Here is a 16,553-nt window from a genome sequence, read left to right as displayed (position 1 = left end):
GTCGGCAAGGTTAGCGCCCGCGCGTCGCGCCCGCGCGCACCTGCGACCACGCGGTAGCGTCACGTCCATGCAGCGCAGGCGGGTTGGTACGAGTGGTCTCACAGTGTCGTCACTTGCCCTGGGCACCATGACGTGGAGCCGCGACACCAACGCCGACGAGGCGGGGATGCAGTTGGATGCCTTCCTCAATGCGGGAGGCACGCTGCTCGACACCGCCGCTTCCTACGCCGACGGCGGATCCGAGTCGCTCATCGGAGCGATGCTCGGGGGCAGTGTGTCGCGCTCCGACGTGCAGATCTGCACCAAGGCAGGCATTCGGCGCACCGAGGCCGGTGGCGTGATCGACGCTTCGCGCGACACTCTGCTCGACACCCTCGATGCGTCCTTGTCCCGGCTGGGAACGGATCACGTCGACCTGTGGCTCGTGCACGCCTTCGACCCCGTCGCTCCCGTGGACGAGACGCTTCACGCGCTCGAGATCGCGGTGAACTCGGGGCGTGCCCGCTACGTGGGCGTCTCCAATCACCCTGGCTGGGCTACCGCCCGCATCGCGACCATGGCCACTCGCCCCGCCATCAGCGCGGTGCAGGTCGAGTACTCGTTGGTGCAAAGGGGTATCGAACGCGAGATGGTTCCCGCTGCCGCCGACATGGGGATGGGACTGCTCGCGTGGTCGCCCCTGGGCCGCGGCGTCCTGACGGGCAAGTACCGCGATGCCATTCCCGCCGACTCACGCGCGGCCTCCGACCACCTGGCCGGGTTCGTCTCGCCCTACCTCGACGACCGCGCGAGCGCGATCGTCGACGCCGTCATCACCGCGGCCCAAGGGCTCGAACGCCACCCCCTCGAAGTTGCTCTCGCATGGGTGATGGGGCGGCCGACCGTCGCATCGGCCGTGGTCGGTGCCCGTACCGCCGCTCAGCTGGACGTCTCGCTCTCTGCCCTTGACCTCAACCTGCCACGAGCGATAGCCGATGCGCTCGACGAGATCTCGGCACCGCCCATCGGCTATCCAGAGCGCAGGTAGCGCCCATGACGACAGCGCTCGGAAACTACCTGAGGTCGAAATCCTCGAGGTCGTCGTCCATGTCGTCCTCATCCTCCGCCGCGTGGGCGTCAAGCGGTTCGTCGTCCTCTGGCTCGTGTTCCGACTCGTCCTCGTCCTCGTCCTCGTCGTCGAAGTCATCGTCGACGACGAGCGGCAAGGTCTCGGCGTACTCCACGTCGAGCGCTTCTTCGTACTTCTCGAACGCGCCAGCGACCGCTTCGTACGCGTCATCGACTGTGGCATCGGATGGACCCCGGCGCGCGGCCACGGCCTCAAGGTGCTCCTCGAGAGTGGCGACAAGCCGGCGTAGTGCCTCGCGCGCGTCAGTGCTCATGGTGTCGACGGTACCCGCGGATGCAGTTGAATGGGAGGGATCATGACAGAAACCGGCCGCCACGCTACCCACGTCATCTCGCCCTCGCGCGGGCGCATCTCCGCGCCCAGCAGGTTCGAATGGCGTGTCGTGAACATCCCGCGCGGGACGTCACGGTCGCAGGCGCACGCGATGGTTCTCGAGCAAGTCGAGTACGGGCGCTGGGAACTCAAGCGCTCCCAGATTCTGGTGGGCGGCGCGCGCCGCGTGTGGTTGCGCAGGCGTGTGATGCGCGTTCAGCGCACCGATGCCGCCTAACTCGCCACCTGCCTGGACGACCGATGTGCCACGAGGCCTAGCCACACGAGCGCGAGGCCGAGCGCGACAAAGGCCAATTGCATCGGTGGCAGGATCAAGCCGATGAGCAGGACCTGCACTGCCATCCAGGCCAGCAGGCTTGTGCCGACAGCGGACACCGCCATCGCGCTGCGACGACGCCGCACGGGATCGGCGTGCCGGCGCAGCGTGAACCATGCGGTGACGAGGGGCGCCACGCCAAATACGCTCGCCAACACGAGGCCAGGAACGAAGTAGTCACCAGGCAACCATGACGGCAATAGGGCGGCGTCGAGGCCCATCGCGGCACCCGACGGATCCGTGAGGAAGGCCACGGCTCCGTAGAGGCCACCTGCGCCGAGCACAATGAGCAGGACGACCGTCGCCGCCCTCACCTCAGCAGTCCCGCAAGAAGCGCTCGAGCACCCGCACGCCAAAATGCAGGCTGTCGACCGGGATGCGCTCGTCGATGCCGTGGAACAGCGCCGGGAAGTCAAGATCAGGCGGCAACTGCAGCGGAGCGAAACCGTACCCAGCAATGCCGAGTGCCGCGAGGTGCTTGTTGTCGGTGCCACCCATCATGGAGTATGGCAGCACCGGCACACCCGGATCCTCAGCCCGTAGCGCTGCGATCATCTTGTCCACGACCGCGGTGTCGAACGGCGCCTCGAGGCTGCGCTCGGTGATGTACGGCTCCACCTTGACGTGGGTGCCAGCGAGATCCTCGATGATGCGAAGCGACTCCTCTTGCTGGCCGTGGAGGAATCGGCTGTCGACGAATCCCACCGCGGTGTCAGGGACCACGTTTGTCTTGTAACCCGCGTCCAGCATGGTCGGGTTCGACGTGTTGCGGACCGAGGCCTCGATCATCGGCGCCATGGCCCCTAGCCCGTCAATGAGCCGGTCGATGCACTCTGGTGTGGCCTCGTACTCGATGCCTTCGAGCTCTGCGACACCGCGCAGCAGCAACTCCGCGGTCGGGGTGAGGTCCATGGGCCACGTGTGGCCCGCAATTCTCGTCATCGCGCCCGCGAGGTGGGCAACAGCGTTGTCTCGCTGGACCAACGACCCGTGGCCCTGCCGACCGTGGGCGATCAGCCGTAGCCACTGCATTCCCTTTTCGGCAGTCTGGATCAGGTACGCACGCTGACCGTTGATGGTCGCGGAGAAGCCCCCGACCTCGCTGATGGCCTCGGTCGCTCCGCGGAAGTCGTCGGGGTGGTTCTCGACCATCCACTTGGCGCCGCGGGCACCACCGTGCTCCTCGTCGGCGAAGAACGCCAGAATGATGTCGCGCGGCGGCTTCACCCCTGTGCCGATCATGTTCGCGACTGTGGCCAGGATGATCGCGTCCATGTTCTTCATGTCGACCGCACCACGGCCGTAGATCATGCCGTCGATGATCTCCGCGGCGAACGGATCCACCGACCAGTCCTCACGGAACGCGGGCACCACGTCAAGGTGCCCGTGCACCACCAACGCCTCGCGCGAGGGGTCCTCGCCTTCCCAACGGCACGTGAGGTTCGCGCGCCCTGGCTCTGACTCGCGAATCACGGGGTCCAGGCCTAGACCGCGAAGGAACTCCGCCACATACTCCGCAGCCTCACGCTCGCCGGGGCCGGGCTCATCCCCATAGTTCGAGGTATCGATCCTGATGAGGTCCTGGCAGATCTCGACAACGTTAGTGCGGCTGGTCATGAAGCCAGGCTAGCCCCCAGACGCGGCGACGCCCGCCGATCCGCAACGGAGCGGATGGCGGGCGTCGTTCCTGACGGCGCTGAGGGTGTCCGTCAGGTGAGGAGGCTGACGCCTCCGGGTCCGACCAGTAGGGCGATCACGATCAAAATCGCACCCCAGAGGAAGTCCTTCTGGACAATCCGGATGACGCCGATGATGCCGATGATCACTGCTGCAATCCACAGAATGGTGTCCCACATGGGGTCCTCCTCGATGTTCCTGCATGTACTGCTTTGGACATGCGGCACAACCGCACATCATCCCTGCGTATTCCCGTTGGCTAGTGCGCGCAGCGAGACAGACGTTGGTCGCCCACGTCCCCCCAGCACCGGTGTTCGCGTAGATGACGCCCACTTTATCGCCTCTAGCGGCCGGTGCGCGTAGGTAAGGCCCACCTCTCCGGTCCCCCGTTGATGGCCGATGCGCTCGCGCCACCGCTTGAGCGCCCACCTAGGCAGCCCTGCTGGGAGGTGGCCCGCACCCTGAGCACCGCGCCCTCAGCACCGCGCAGGACGCACTGCCCTGCGGAATCTGGTCGAGGTCTACGCGAACACGAAGGGGGGCAACGCAAAAGGCCGGGAGTCTTTCGACTCCCGACCTGCTGGTGTCCGAGGGGGGACTTGAACCCCCACGCCCGATAAAGGGCACTAGCACCTCAAGCTAGCGCGTCTGCCATTTCCGCCACCCGGACAAGGTGGTCTGAGACTCTGGGAATCACTCCCCGGCGCCTCAGCGCGACCGCAATCGTAGCACGGTCTCAGAAGGGTCTTCGACCACTTCACCGGCCAGCACGCCTCCCTTTTCTATCGGAAGTCACGGCTCTTGGCAGGGACCTTGAGGCTCAGCGGCGACAGGTGCTCGGCGACCAGGTTGGTCGCCCCGTCTGCGCGCTCGATGCGACCGCGAATGACGAGGGCGGCCGACCGACGAGCGACCGCCTGAAACCGCTTCCACACCCCCACCGAGCAGATCACGTTGAGGAAGCCGGTCTCGTCCTCGAGCGAGATGAAGGTCACTCCCTTGGCCGTGCCAGGACGCTGACGGTGCGTCACGACCCCCGCCACCGCCACTCTCCGCTGCGCCTCGTGGGCAAGGACCGCGGCGACTGTCAGCACCCCCTGGCTCTCGAGTCCCTCGCGCACAAAGACCGTCGGGTAACTGTCGGTAGATACCCCCGAGGCCCACACGTCCGCGACCGCCTCTTCGACGGCACTCATCCCCGGAAGCATGGGCGCCTGGATACCCGTCACCACATCTGGCAGGGTGTCGGGTCCCTCTCGGGAAAGCGCCCCCGACGCCCACAGCCCCTCGCGGCGGGTGACACCCAGTTCCTCGAGCGCCCCTGCGGTGGCGAGCGCCTCCCATTGCGCGACGGTGAGCCCCTTCTCTGGCGCAAAACCAGACTGACCCGACACGCCTTCGGGCCGCACGCGCACGCGTCTGGCCATGTCAGACAGCGACGCGAAGGGCCGCTCGGCCCGCGCATCCACGATGGCCTGCGCGGCATCGGCCCCGAGGCCCCGTACCGCAGCGAGCCCCATCCGCACCGCGAGGCGGCGGTCCACGTGCACCAGGCTCGCCATATCGGCACGCGTCTCGTCGGGCTGGGCGAAGTCGCCCTCGAGACGCTCAACCCGGGCGAGCGGCTGCGACCTCACCACACACGGACGCAGGATCACCTGGCCATGGCGGCGAGCATCGGCCGCGAGCGATTGCGGGCTGTAGAAGCCCATGGGCTGGGCGGCCAGCAGGCCCGCATAGAACGCCGCGGGCCGGTGGACCTTGAGCCAGCTCGACGCGTAGACCAAGTAGGCGAAGGAGTACGAGTGCGACTCAGGGAAGCCGAAGTCGCTAAACGCCTTGAGCTTGTCGAAGATCTGCGCCGCGATGTCGGCAGTGATGCCGCGCTCGTTGGCCCCCACCATGAAGCGAGCGCGCAAGGCCTCCATCCGCTCGGGGCTGCGCTTGGAGCCCATCGCCCGCCGCAACTGGTCCGCCAGGGCACCGTCGAATCCTGCGCAGTCCATCGCCATCTGCATGAGCTGCTCCTGGAACAGCGGCACACCGAGCGTCTTGCCCAGGGAGCGCGCCAACAGCGGATGCAGGTAGGTGACCTTCTCGCGCCCGCGCGCGCGGTCGATGTACGGATGCACCGACCCGCCTTGAATGGGGCCCGGGCGGATCAGCGCGACCTCGATCACAATGTCGTAGAAGCGGCGCGGCCGCAGCCGCGGCAGGGTCGCCATCTGCGCGCGCGACTCAACCTGGAACACCCCGACCGTGTCGGCGGCGCACAGCAGGTCATAGACCTCGGGGTCCTCTTGCGGCAGCGAATGCAGGCCAAGGTCCTCTCCTGCGACGTCGCGCATGAAGCCGAAGGCGTAGCGCAGCGCGGAGAGCATCCCCAAACCCAGCAGGTCGAACTTCACCAGGCCGGCATCCGCGCAGTCATCCTTGTCCCACTGCAGCACCGTGCGCCCCGGCATGCGCGCCCATTCGACGGGACATACATCAATCACGGGCCGGTCGCACAGCACCATGCCTCCGGGATGGATGCCCAGGTGCCGAGGCAACCTCATGAACCGGTCCGCGAGGTCTAGCACAGGCTCGGGGATGTGGTCGAGGTCCTGGGTCGGCGGCGGATCGGGCCACATCGCATCGCGCTGCTGCGCCGCCCAGGCCTCTTGCTTCTCCGCGGGAACCCTGAGGGCACTCCACCTGTCAATGCTCTTGGACCAGGCGTCTTGCTGACCCACGTCGTAGCCCAGCGCCTTCGCCGCGTCACGCACCGCCGATCGCGGCCGGTACTGAATCACGTTGGCGACCATGGCCGCGTTGATGCGGCCAAAACGCCGGAACACGTACTGGATGACCTCCTCACGCCGGTCCGACTCGATGTCCACATCGATGTCGGGAGGCCCGTCGCGTTCGGGGGCGAGGAAGCGCTCGAACAGCAGCCCGTGGGTGACGGCGTCGACGGCGGTGACCCCCAGCGCGAAACACACCGCGGAGTTGGCCGCCGAGCCGCGGCCCTGGCACAAGATGTCCGACTCGCGGCAGAAGTTCACGATGTCGTGGACGATCAGGAAGTAGCCGGGGAAGTCGAGTGCTTCGATCACGTTCAGTTCGTGCTCGATCTGCTTCCAGGCACCGGGCACCCTTTCGTCGTGCGGCGGCCCGTAGCGCGCGTGCGCACCACGGCGCACGAGTTCGCGCAACCACGAGGCCTCGCTATGCCCCTCTGGCACGGGATACGGGGGCAGGTTTGGCGCCACGAGGTTGAGGTCGAAGGCGCAGTCGGCGGCGATCCGTGCGCTCTGCCCCACCGCGTGAGGATGGCGCCAATGCCGGTGCAGCATCTCCGCCGCGGAACGCAGGTGCGCCGCACCAGAGCCGGGTAGCCACCCGTCCATGTCGTCGAGCGAGGATCGCGCCCTGACCGCCGCAAGCGCGCCCGCAAGGTCAGCGTCACGCGGACCCGCATAGTGGGCACCCGTGGTCGCCACGAGCGGCAACGACAGGTCAAAGGCCAGATCCGCTAACGCATCGTTGCGCTCAGAGTCGAACGGGTCGCCCGTGTCGGTGACCTCCACCGCGACGCTGTCGCGACCGAACAACGACGCGAGGCGATCAAGTTCTTGACGAGCCGCCGCGTAGCCCTTCGCACTGACAGAACCGGCGAGCGCATCGGCCCCCGGCACTCCGATGCCGGCGAGGGCACGCCGCACAGACCCCTTGCGGCATCCCGTGAGCACCTGGAAGTGGCCGCCACCCGCGGAGGCGAGGTCCTCGAGGGTGTAGCGGGCGAGGCCCTTCTCCCCCGTCGCAAGGTGAGCCATGCCGATGGCGTGGGACAGTCGCGCGTACCCTTCCGGCCCGCGCGCGAGCACCAGCAGGTGGCTGCCCCTCGGGTCTGGCACTCCCGTGGGAGGGTCGAGCACGGGAGGACCGCCAGGAGTCTGCGGTGCTCCCAGGTGGAGTTCCGCCCCGAACACCGTGGGCAGGTCGATCGCGCGCGCAGCGTTGGCGAAGCGCACGGCGCCGTACAGCCCGTCGTGGTCGGTGATCGCGAGCGCCGAAAGCCCCAGCCGCCCCGCTTCTGCCGCCATCTCCTCGGGGTGGCTGGCCCCGTCGAGGAAGCTGAAGGCGCTGTGGGCGTGCAGTTCGGCGTAGGTCTGCTCAGTCATAGACGGCCTCTAACAACCACTGACCCGCGCTGAATGCGGCAAGAACTGCGCTCCCCATGGACCCGTCCGTGCGTCTCAGCGCGAGCTGAAGGTAGGCCCGCCGCGACGCGTCTTCCGACCACCACCGTTCGGCCACCGGCCACGGGCCCGCCCATGCCTCGACCGGCTGCGGCAGGCCCCACGAGGGACCGTCCTCGCGCCGCCCCGCCCCACCCGAGGACGGATGCCTGCGCGCGGCGGCCGCCCGCTCATCACGCGGATCCACCTGCAACCGCACCCAGGTGGGTGGCGCACTCATCCCCAAACGCCTGTCGATCTGCACACGCGCCCCACCCGCGTCGAGCACCTCGATGGGCTCGGGGACGGCCAGCACTGTCGCGGGGGCAGGCTCAGGCACCCGACCGGGCCAAGGATGCTCGACCCTGCGCGCCGAGGGCGCCTCTTGCCCCCAGGGCAACGTCAACACCCGGTCTCGAGGTGACCGGCCACCCTGCTCGCGCACGGCGAGCACGGCATCGGCACCCAGCAGCCCCTGCACCCTTTCAAGGGTCCGATGCGCACGCGAGTCGGCCCCCGACGTCCCGCCCCACAGGTAGGCCTGCTCCGACCCCAGCGGCACCACATCTTCTGCGGTGACCGCGAGCGACGTGAGCGGGGAGCGCTCGGGCCCACCCGCCGTGCCCGACAGCCAGCCCTCGAGCTGCCAGCGCACCCGGTCGGTCATGTGCCGCGCGAAGGCTCCCGCCCTTGAGCCCACGTCTGTGCGCCACACCCGTTCGAGGGTGTCGCCGCGCTCGGTGGTCGCCGCGATACGCACGCGACCGCACCGCACACCCGCCTCGAGCAACGCCACGTCCAGCAAGCCCGCCACGTGGGCGGCCACGAGCGCAAGTTGTTCGACCCTCTGCGCGGGCTCCTCGAAGGCATAGGACACCGCGATGTCCTCCTCCGAGCGACGCAGCACCGGCGGCCGGACGTCTTCGCCCCGGCCGATCCGGTGTGCCCAGATCCCCACGGGACCGAAACGTGCCAGCACGTCCCCCACGGGCAGCGCCGTGAAGTCCGCGATGGTCCTCAGCCCTAACCGCGTCAACACGCTCACCAGATCATCGACCCGCTCGCGCTGACGCCTCTCCATGGCCGCGAGCGCCAGCACCTCGATGGAGGCTGGCCGCAGGAACGCCTCTGACTGCCCCGGCAGCACCATGGTGGAGGTGCGCGCGGCAAGGACCGCCGCCAGTAACCCATCCGCCATCCCGACCGACGACTCGCAACCCGCCAACTCTGCGACGGCCGACACCAGCTCTTCTGCGAGAGCCTCTTCCGAGCCGTGGAAGCGCGCCGCACCATGGGCGGGGATCATCAGCAACCCTGGACGAGAGATCTCCACTCCGGAGACCACGTCTTCCGCCGCGGCGGCCACCGCCTCGAAGTCGCGCGCATCGCGCCCTTCGTCATGGGCGAGGATCACCAACTCAGGGCAGGCACGCTGGGCGAGACGCCGTCGCATCCCCCGGCGCACCCCAGCCGAGCGTGCGGCAGCCGAGACGGCGATCATGCCGCGCCCGTGCAGGACGGCGGCGGGAGCATCGGCCCTCACGCCTGCCTCTCGCATGGCAGCGACCACGGGCCAGTCGGGCACCCACAGCACCGCCCGCCTGGTCGCGACCGCCGGGCCAGGCCCAGCGACACCAGGCCCTGGGGGGCGTGACGGCGCAGTCTCGCTCATGCGACCTCCTCATCCACGCCGATGCGCACCACAGCCCGCTCCGGCCGCAACTCCTTGTCGGCGTCGAGCACCACGCGCACCCGGGTGGCAACGGCGCGGGAACGTCCGGTCACCGCAACGGTCAGTTCGCGCTCCCGTAGCCTGCCGTCGCCCACTCCCAGCCCGGTCCACGCGGCCTTCTCCACGTCCAGGCGCACCTGTGCCCCCACCCATGCGCCCGCCGTGATGATCACGGAGCCGCGCTCTCGCGCACGGGACGACAGTCGCCTGCGGTCAGCGTCCGACAGCGCCAGCGCGGGCCCGAGCAACACCACGTCCATGCCGTCGACGCAGGCCCCCACAGCCTCGGCCGCCTGGGCTCCGGGGTGCGGGATCAGCGCAAACCGCGACAGGTCGACGCCCCGACGAGCGGCGGCGACCACCCCCACCGCGGGCATGCCGATGGCGACCGTCCACGATCCCTCACGCGAGGCACCAGCCGCGAGCGCGAGCATCAGGGATGTCGCTCCTGAGACCTCCACCACCTGTCCGCGGCACAAGCCCTCCGGCAGTAGTGGCTCGAGTTCGCTCGCCAGCGGGAGCATCGGCCGGTCCCAGGCCTCACGCGTAGTGCCGATGCGCGCCTCGACCCCCGCAAGAGCCGCGCGGGCACGGCTGAGCCGTTCCTCTCGCGTGGCCGTCGCATCGGTCACAGGCATCATGTCGCTCCTCCTCGACTCGGGAAAACACTCCCTATTCGAACGTATGTTCGATTATCACCCCGAGGTCCGACATCGAGCAAGACGGGCCACCGACCCCTTGCGCCGCAGCCCATCCCCCGCGCTACCATGGCGTCATCACGGCCGTGCAAACGTTTGCATATTTCCCTGCCACCAGCGCCACTCAATGACGAGGAGACCCCATGCCTGCGACGAGCCCCGCCAGCCAAGCCCACCGCTCCCGTCTCGCCTGGACCGCCGCCATCGTCCTGGCACTCGCGAGCACAGCCGCCGTCGCCGCGTGGTTCCTCCTGAACCGCCCCGTCACACCCCACGCCGTTGCCCCCGTGCGCGCGGCCTCGACCGACGACATCCTGTACTTCCTGCTCACCGACCGCTTTGCCAACGGCGACCCTTCGAACGACGAGGGCGGCCTAGGCGCCGATCCGCAGGTCTCAGGCTTCGACCCCACCGACGCCGGCTACTTCCAGGGCGGCGACCTCGAGGGCATCGAGCAGCAGCTCGACTACCTGGCAGGGCTCGGAGTCACGGGAATCTGGGTCACGCCGCCCTTCACCAACAAGGCAGTCCAGGAGGAGGACTCCTCCGCTGGCTATCACGGCTACTGGATCACCGACTTCACCGAGGTCGACCCCCACCTGGGAGGCACGCCAGCCCTCGAAAGCCTCGTCACCGCCGCCCACGACCGCGGCCTCAAGGTCTTCCTCGACATCATCACCAACCACACAGCAGACGTGATCGGCTACGAGGAAGGCGACCGCGTCCCCTACATCGCCACGGATGCGGCGCCGTACACGGACGCGCAAGGCGAGCCGTTCGACGACCGTGCCGCGTCGGCCGCAGGCACCTTCCCCGACCTGACCACCGCCTCGTTCCCCTACTCCCCCGTCCTCGAGGCGGGCGAATACCAGGCCAAGTCCCCTGCTTGGCTCAACGACCTCACCGTCTATCACCACCGCGGCAACTCCACCTTCACTGGCGAGGACGCCCTCTATGGCGACTTCTACGGCCTCGACGACCTGTGGACGGAAAACCCCGTCGTCGTCGACGGCATGATCGACATCTACTCGCAGTGGCTCGATACGGGCATTGACGGCTACCGGATCGACACGGTCAGGCACGTGGACGACGGTTTCTGGGAGCAGTTCGTGCCCGCCATCCGTGAGGCGGCCAGCGAGCGCGGCAACGACGACTTCTTCATCTTTGGCGAGGTCTACGACGGCTCGCGCGCGGTGACCTCTCGCTTCACCACCCAGGTGGGCATGCCCGCCGTCCTGGACTTCCCGTTCCAGGGTGCCGCCCGCGACTTCGCCTCCGGCACGGGCAATGCCACGGCGCTTGCGGACTTCTTCGCGGCAGACGACTGGTACACCGACGCCGACTCGTCCGCCGCTGAACTGCCCACCTTCCTGGGCAACCACGACATGGGCCGGTTCGGGTCCATGCTGCTCGCGGACAACCCGAGTGCCTCGGACGACGAGTTGCTCGCGCGCAACCGCCTCGCCCACGCCCTCCTGCTCCTGAGCCGTGGCAACCCGGTCATCTACTACGGCGACGAGCAGGGCCTCACGGGCGAGGCAGGCGACAAGGCCGCTCGCCAGCCGCTGTTCGCCACGTCCATCGCCGAATACGTGGATGACGACCTCATCGGCACCGACGCCGACCTGTCCACCGACTCCTACGACGCGAGCCATCCCCTGTACGCCTGGGTGAGCACGCTCACGGCCGTCACACGCGAGTCCGCCGCACTGACGCACGGCGCGCACGTCACTCGCCTGGCCGAGGACGGCGACGGCGTCTACGCCTTCTCCCGCATAGACCGCGAGGAACGCGTCGAAGCCCTCGTCGCGCTCAACTCTTCCGCCGAGCCGCGCACCGTCACCATCCCCACGTGGACCCGCGGATCCTTCACCCTCCTCACAGGCGACGGTGACAGCACGCTCGGGACGGACGATGCGGGGGCCGTCACGATCACCGTGCCGGCATTCGGCGTGGCCGTCTATCAGGCCGATGCGCCCATCACCGAGCGTTCCGACGCACCCTCCGTGGACCTCACCGCGGGCTGGCAGGACGGTGCGGAGGCGGAGATCGACCTGGGCCGACTTCCGGTGCGGGCGAACGTCTCGGGTGACGCCTATGCCGAGGTGTCGTTCTGGGCGCAGGTCGACGGCGGCGCCTGGACACACCTGGGAACGGACGACTCAGCGCCGTACCAAGTCTTCGACGTCGTCAGCGACCTGCCGGCCGGCACTGAGGTGACGTACCAGGCGGTGGTCTCGGATGGGCGCGACCTTGAGGCCATCAGCGCTGTCGCGATGGCCCTCGTGCCGGAGCCCACCGTCACTCTCGCCTCGCCCGCCCCTGGGGACTCGCTCGGCACGGATCCGCTCATCGTCGCGCAGGTGTCTCCCGCGCGCACGGACTCGAGCGTGACCTTCGAGCGCAGGCTCCCTGGTCAGGACTGGGAGGTCATCGCGGTCGATACCTCCTCCTCCGCCTATGCCGCGGCAGACGACCTCGCGGCCATCGAGGCCGGCACGGAGGTGCAGTATCGCGCCACGCTGACCCAGGGCTCGTCAACGGTGGCGTCTTCCGTGATCGCCGCGAAGGCCGCAGGCGCGCGCGGCTCGGGCACGCCGTCGCTGCCTGGCAGCTTCAACGTGGCCATGGGCTGCGCCGAAGTCTGGCAACCGGACTGCGAGCAGGCCCTCATGACCTTCGACGAGGCCGCTGGCGCGTGGATCCTCACCACCGACCTTCCCGCCGGCGACCACGAGTACAAGATCGCGATCGACGGCGCGTGGACCGAGAACTACGGCGACGGCGGGGCCGCGGATGGCGCCAACATGACACTCACGCTCGACGCCGCCTCTACGGTGGTCTTCAGCTACGACCCGGTCACGCACGTCACCACCGCGACGGTCCAGTAGGGCCGATGCGCGTTCAGGCTGGCAAGGTCAGTCGCGTGTGCGCAGCTCCCACATCGCGACCGCGGAGGCCGCCGCCACATTGAGCGAGTCCACTCCCCCGGCCATCGGGATCACGACGGCCTGGTCGACATGCGCGAGCGCCTGGGTGGTGAGGCCGTCACCCTCGGCGCCCATCACCAGGGCGACCCGGTCGCCAGCCGCCGCGGCGAAGGTATCCAAAGCAACCGCATCGGCCGTCAGGGCCAGCCCAGCGACCGCGAAGCCGGCATCACGGAGCTCGTCGAGAGCTCCGGGCCAGTGCTCGGCGCGCGTCCACGGCACCTGAAAGACGGTGCCCATCGAGACCTTGACGCTGCGCCGATACAGCGGATCAGCGCAGGTGGGGGCCACCACGATCGCGTCGGCGCCGAGCCCTGCGGCGGAGCGGAAAATGGCGCCCACGTTGGTGTGGTCGACGATCGACTCGAGCACGACCACGCGCCGTGCGTCACGCACGAGGTCCGCCAACGAGGGCAACGGGGGCCGCTGCATTGCCGCGAGCGCGCCGCGGTGGACCTGGTAGCCGGTGATGGTCTCGAGCAACTGCTCGTCCGCGAGGAAGACCTCGGTGTCGTCTGGGAGGCGAAGCGAGTCGAGCCAACGCTCACTCACGAGCACAGAGCGGGGCTGGTGGCCGGCCGCAAGCGCGCGGGCGATGACCTTGGCACCCTCGGCCATGTACAGGCCGCGCTCAGGCTCGATGCGGCGGCGCAAGGCCACATCGGTGAGGTCGCGATAGTCGCTCAGGCGCTCGTCGGAGGAATCGGAGATGGGGATGACCGGCATGTAGCCATTGTCCCAGCGGAACTGAGCGCCTCACAGCATGCACCCGAGGGACCAGAAGTGACCGTGGTGTCCTGCTGGGGCGCTCAGACACAGGGGTGAGACAGCACGACGCCCCGCCGCTTGCGCGACGGGGCGTCGTGGGTGGGATTAGGACTGGCCCTTTTCCTTGTCCGGGTCGAACGGACGACCGGATCGGGTACCAGCATCGGTGGCGTCGGACGTAGCGTCCTCGACCTCCTGCTTGGCCTGGCGCAGCGCCTCGGCGGGATCCGTCAACGCGGAGGTGATGCGTGAGGAGCGGGCCTCGCCGCGCGACGGGTCGCGCTGGAGCGGGTCGTGGGACTCCTCCATGCCGAAGGCAGCCGAGATCGACTTGAGCGCGCCCGTGAACTCGGTGGGAACGAACCACACCTTGTTGGACTCGTTCTTGGCAATCTCGGGCAGCATCTGGAGGTACTGGTAGGCCAGCAGCTTCGAGTCAGCGTCGCCCTCGTGGATGGCGTCGAACACCTGCAGGATCGCGCGGGCTTCACCCTCGGCACGCAGGATGGCGGACTGCGCCTCACCCTCGGCCTTGAGGATCGCCGACTGCTTCTCACCTTCGGCCGTGAGGATCTGCGACTGCTTGACACCCTCGGCGGTCAGGATCGCGGCACGGCGGTCACGCTCGGCACGCATCTGCTTCTCCATCGAATCCTTGACGGACACCGGCGGGTCGATGGCCTTGAGCTCGACACGGTTCACGCGGATGCCCCACTTGCCGGTCGCCTCGTCGAGGACGCCGCGGAGCTGACCGTTAATCTGGTCGCGGCTCGTGAGCGTCTGCTCGAGGTCCATCGTTCCGATGACGTTACGGATGGTGGTGACCGTCAGCTGCTGCATACCGACGATGTAGTTGGCGATCTCGTAGACCGCTGCCTTGGCCTCGGTCACCTGGAAGTAGATGACCGTGTCGATCTCGACGACCAGGTTGTCCGAAGTAATGACCGACTGCGGGGGGAACGAGACGACCTGCTCACGCAGGTCGACCTTCTGGCGCACCTTGTCGATGAACGGAACCAGCAGGTGCATGCCGGCTTCCATGGTGCGCGAGTACCGGCCCAGTCGCTCGACCACACGGGTCTCGGCCTGAGGAACGATCTGAATTGCGCGCGCAATCGCGGTGATGACGAAAAGCGCAAGAACTACTGCCGCAACCGCAATGGCGATATCGACGGGATCCATGCGTACTGCCCCCTTACTTCTCGGGCGCGACGATCGCCGTCGCACCGCGGATCTCGAGCACCGTTACTTCGATGCCCTCTTCGATGGGCTCAGCGTCGTCAAGCGTTCGCGCTGACCACACCTCGCCTCCCAGCTTCACTCGCCCGGCGGTCTCGGACACGCGGTCGAGGGTGCGCGCTGGCTTACCGACCAGCGCGGCGGTGTTGGTTTCGATGACCTCTCCGCGACCCCGCAGGGCACGCAGCAGGTACGGGCGCAGCGAGAACAGCAGCAACGCTGCCACCGCACACGCGATGATCAGCGCGAGCCACCACGGCGCCCCCAACATGACCGCGAGGCCACCGGCCAGCGCGCCTCCTGCGAGCATCGCGAACGTCAGGTCGAGCGTGAAGACTTCGACAATGCCCAGGGCCATCGCGCCCACGAACCACCACAGCGAATCGTCCATGTTGCACCTCCTACAGGGAACGTAGCAGGGGCGCTATGGCAGCGGCATCGGCCGTGTGGACGAACGGCCCAGGCGAGCATCCGTCAATCGGCCGGTACGGCCTCCGGCTTGTCCTGGGCGAGCACCGCAACGCGAGATGCGGCCCGATGCGCCTTCCACGACCATGCAATCGCCGCCACCCACAACGCGACGATGCCGGCATAGACGGCCGTCTGCGCGACACCGGTCACGGGGATCAACTCGGCTCGGATGAGAGTGCGGGTGTTCGTCAAGACGATGAGGCCACCGACGGCGGAGCCCAGCAGTCGCGGAGGGATCACGCGCACCAGCCACGCGGCGATGGGCGCGGCGACCAGGCCGCCTGCCAACAGTGCGAGGACCCAACCGGCATCGATCCCAGCAGTGCCGATGCCGATAAGGAATCCCAGTGAGGCGGCCAGCGCCACCAGGAACTCCGACGTATCGATCGAGCCGATGACCTTGCGAGGCTCCATGCGACCCAAGGCCAACAGCGCGGGAGTGCCCACCGGACCCCATCCCCCGCCGCCCGTCGCGTCGACGAACCCTGCGACCAATCCCAGCGGGGCAAGGAATCGCTTACCGAGCGGCTTGCGGTCGGGAGCGTGGCGTACGCCCCACAGCGTGAAGCGAAGCAGCACGTACACGCCGAGCGCCAGCAACACGATGGCCATGAGGGGCGCCGCGACCTCTGTGGACAGGTTCGACAACACGGTCGCCCCCAAGAACGCACCCGCAGCACCGGGGATACCGACGCGGCGCACCACGCGCCAGTCGACGTTGCCGAGCTTCCAGTGGGCCGCTCCCGACGCGAGGGTCGTCCCCACCTCAGCGAGATGAACCGTGGCCGAAGCCGCGGCCGGCGCGATGCCCGCAGCGAGCAACAGCGTCGTGGACGTCACGCCGTACGCCATGCCGAGCGAACCGTCGACGAGCTGAGCGCCAAAGCCGATGAAGGCGAGAACAATGAGGGAACGCATGGCGGCCTCCGGGGCTGAGGCGATGCGAGAGCACCGGCGACAGCATTCACCGCCGCTCG

14 protein-coding genes and 1 tRNA gene are annotated in these 16,553 nt (G+C 68.3%); 3 read left to right on the top strand and 12 right to left on the bottom strand.

The window, feature by feature from the left end; translation table 11 throughout:
- The first annotated feature begins 67 nt into the window (after positions 1-67).
- Positions 68-1,027 carry an aldo/keto reductase gene (locus ACK5NO_RS01235; protein ID WP_416810847.1) on the top strand — a complete coding sequence of 320 codons (960 nt, stop codon included), beginning with the start codon at positions 68-70 and terminating at the stop codon, positions 1,025-1,027.
- Between the two features lie 25 nt (positions 1,028-1,052).
- Here the strand turns inward: ACK5NO_RS01235 and ACK5NO_RS01230 are convergent, their stop codons facing one another.
- Positions 1,053-1,382 (bottom strand): primosomal protein, encoded by a 330-nt coding sequence (locus ACK5NO_RS01230; RefSeq protein WP_416810846.1) that lies wholly within the window; start codon positions 1,380-1,382, stop codon positions 1,053-1,055.
- 42 nt (positions 1,383-1,424) lie between these two features.
- On the opposite strand from ACK5NO_RS01230, the gene ACK5NO_RS01225 reads away from it, so the two are divergent.
- Complete coding sequence (locus tag ACK5NO_RS01225; protein ID WP_416810845.1) at positions 1,425-1,679, top strand: DUF5703 family protein; 255 nt, start codon at positions 1,425-1,427, stop codon at positions 1,677-1,679.
- Here ACK5NO_RS01225 and ACK5NO_RS01220 read toward each other — a convergent pair.
- The 7 genes from ACK5NO_RS01220 to ACK5NO_RS01190 form a co-directional block, all read right to left on the bottom strand.
- Complete coding sequence (locus ACK5NO_RS01220; protein WP_416810844.1) at positions 1,676-2,092, bottom strand: hypothetical protein; 417 nt, start codon at positions 2,090-2,092, stop codon at positions 1,676-1,678. The genes ACK5NO_RS01225 and ACK5NO_RS01220 overlap by 4 nt on opposite strands.
- A 1-nt stretch (position 2,093) precedes the next feature.
- The gene (locus tag ACK5NO_RS01215) at positions 2,094-3,395 is read right to left on the bottom strand and encodes a M20/M25/M40 family metallo-hydrolase (RefSeq protein WP_416810843.1); all 1,302 of its coding nucleotides are present in this window, start codon (positions 3,393-3,395) and stop codon (positions 2,094-2,096) included.
- 92 nt (positions 3,396-3,487) lie between these two features.
- Entirely contained in the window at positions 3,488-3,634 is a 147-nt protein-coding gene (locus tag ACK5NO_RS01210; RefSeq protein WP_416810842.1) for a GPGG-motif small membrane protein, read from the bottom strand.
- Positions 3,635-4,036: 402 nt separating this feature from the next.
- A tRNA-Leu gene (locus ACK5NO_RS01205) sits at positions 4,037-4,125 on the bottom strand.
- A 112-nt stretch (positions 4,126-4,237) separates the two neighbouring features.
- Complete coding sequence (locus tag ACK5NO_RS01200) at positions 4,238-7,621, bottom strand: error-prone DNA polymerase (RefSeq protein ID WP_416810841.1); 3,384 nt, start codon at positions 7,619-7,621, stop codon at positions 4,238-4,240.
- Entirely contained in the window at positions 7,614-9,350 is a 1,737-nt protein-coding gene (locus ACK5NO_RS01195) for a DNA polymerase Y family protein (protein WP_416810840.1), read from the bottom strand. Before ACK5NO_RS01195 ends, ACK5NO_RS01200 begins: the two co-directional genes overlap by 8 nt.
- A complete protein-coding gene (locus tag ACK5NO_RS01190) occupies positions 9,347-10,051 on the bottom strand; it encodes a hypothetical protein (RefSeq protein WP_416810839.1) in 705 nt (234 codons plus the stop codon). The genes ACK5NO_RS01195 and ACK5NO_RS01190 overlap by 4 nt, the downstream gene beginning before the upstream one ends.
- A 200-nt stretch (positions 10,052-10,251) precedes the next feature.
- Between ACK5NO_RS01190 and ACK5NO_RS01185 the strand changes: the two genes are divergently transcribed.
- Complete coding sequence (locus tag ACK5NO_RS01185; protein ID WP_416810838.1) at positions 10,252-12,999, top strand: alpha-amylase family glycosyl hydrolase; 2,748 nt, start codon at positions 10,252-10,254, stop codon at positions 12,997-12,999.
- A 27-nt stretch (positions 13,000-13,026) separates the two neighbouring features.
- On the opposite strand, the gene ACK5NO_RS01180 is transcribed toward ACK5NO_RS01185, so the two are convergent.
- From ACK5NO_RS01180 to ACK5NO_RS01165, 4 genes are all read right to left on the bottom strand, one after another.
- On the bottom strand, positions 13,027-13,824 hold the full coding sequence (locus ACK5NO_RS01180; RefSeq protein WP_416810837.1) for a TrmH family RNA methyltransferase: 798 nt from the start codon (positions 13,822-13,824) through the stop codon (positions 13,027-13,029).
- Between the two features lie 147 nt (positions 13,825-13,971).
- Positions 13,972-15,048, bottom strand: a complete 1,077-nt coding sequence (locus ACK5NO_RS01175; RefSeq protein ID WP_416810836.1) for an SPFH domain-containing protein — start codon at positions 15,046-15,048, stop codon at positions 13,972-13,974.
- A gap of 13 nt (positions 15,049-15,061) precedes the next feature.
- Positions 15,062-15,496, bottom strand: coding sequence for an NfeD family protein (locus ACK5NO_RS01170; RefSeq protein ID WP_416810835.1), 435 nt, complete (start codon positions 15,494-15,496; stop codon positions 15,062-15,064).
- Positions 15,497-15,579: 83 nt separating this feature from the next.
- The gene (locus ACK5NO_RS01165; RefSeq protein ID WP_416810834.1) at positions 15,580-16,494 is read right to left on the bottom strand and encodes a sulfite exporter TauE/SafE family protein; all 915 of its coding nucleotides are present in this window, start codon (positions 16,492-16,494) and stop codon (positions 15,580-15,582) included.
- Between the last annotated feature and the right edge of the window lie 59 nt (positions 16,495-16,553).

Source organism: Demequina sp., from assembly GCF_047975725.1.
In the GTDB taxonomy this organism is placed as follows: domain Bacteria; phylum Actinomycetota; class Actinomycetes; order Actinomycetales; family Demequinaceae; genus Demequina.
This window is presented reverse-complemented; position numbering and strand designations above follow the sequence as displayed.

What these genes read in the sequence shown, in the direction of transcription:
- ACK5NO_RS01210 (WP_416810842.1), bottom strand. Translation starts at nt 3,634, where the DNA reads ATGTGGGACACCATTCTGTGGATTGCAGCAGTGATCATCGGCATCATC.
- ACK5NO_RS01165 (WP_416810834.1), bottom strand. Translation starts at nt 16,494, where the DNA reads ATGCGTTCCCTCATTGTTCTCGCCTTCATCGGCTTTGGCGCTCAGCTC.
- ACK5NO_RS01190 (WP_416810839.1), bottom strand. Translation starts at nt 10,051, where the DNA reads ATGATGCCTGTGACCGATGCGACGGCCACGCGAGAGGAACGGCTCAGC.
- ACK5NO_RS01200 (WP_416810841.1), bottom strand. Translation starts at nt 7,621, where the DNA reads ATGACTGAGCAGACCTACGCCGAACTGCACGCCCACAGCGCCTTCAGC.
- ACK5NO_RS01180 (WP_416810837.1), bottom strand. Translation starts at nt 13,824, where the DNA reads ATGCCGGTCATCCCCATCTCCGATTCCTCCGACGAGCGCCTGAGCGAC.
- ACK5NO_RS01185 (WP_416810838.1), top strand. Translation starts at nt 10,252, where the DNA reads ATGCCTGCGACGAGCCCCGCCAGCCAAGCCCACCGCTCCCGTCTCGCC.
- ACK5NO_RS01230 (WP_416810846.1), bottom strand. Translation starts at nt 1,382, where the DNA reads ATGAGCACTGACGCGCGCGAGGCACTACGCCGGCTTGTCGCCACTCTC.
- ACK5NO_RS01235 (WP_416810847.1), top strand. Translation starts at nt 68, where the DNA reads ATGCAGCGCAGGCGGGTTGGTACGAGTGGTCTCACAGTGTCGTCACTT.
- ACK5NO_RS01175 (WP_416810836.1), bottom strand. Translation starts at nt 15,048, where the DNA reads ATGGATCCCGTCGATATCGCCATTGCGGTTGCGGCAGTAGTTCTTGCG.
- ACK5NO_RS01225 (WP_416810845.1), top strand. Translation starts at nt 1,425, where the DNA reads ATGACAGAAACCGGCCGCCACGCTACCCACGTCATCTCGCCCTCGCGC.
- ACK5NO_RS01215 (WP_416810843.1), bottom strand. Translation starts at nt 3,395, where the DNA reads ATGACCAGCCGCACTAACGTTGTCGAGATCTGCCAGGACCTCATCAGG.
- ACK5NO_RS01170 (WP_416810835.1), bottom strand. Translation starts at nt 15,496, where the DNA reads ATGGACGATTCGCTGTGGTGGTTCGTGGGCGCGATGGCCCTGGGCATT.
- ACK5NO_RS01195 (WP_416810840.1), bottom strand. Translation starts at nt 9,350, where the DNA reads ATGAGCGAGACTGCGCCGTCACGCCCCCCAGGGCCTGGTGTCGCTGGG.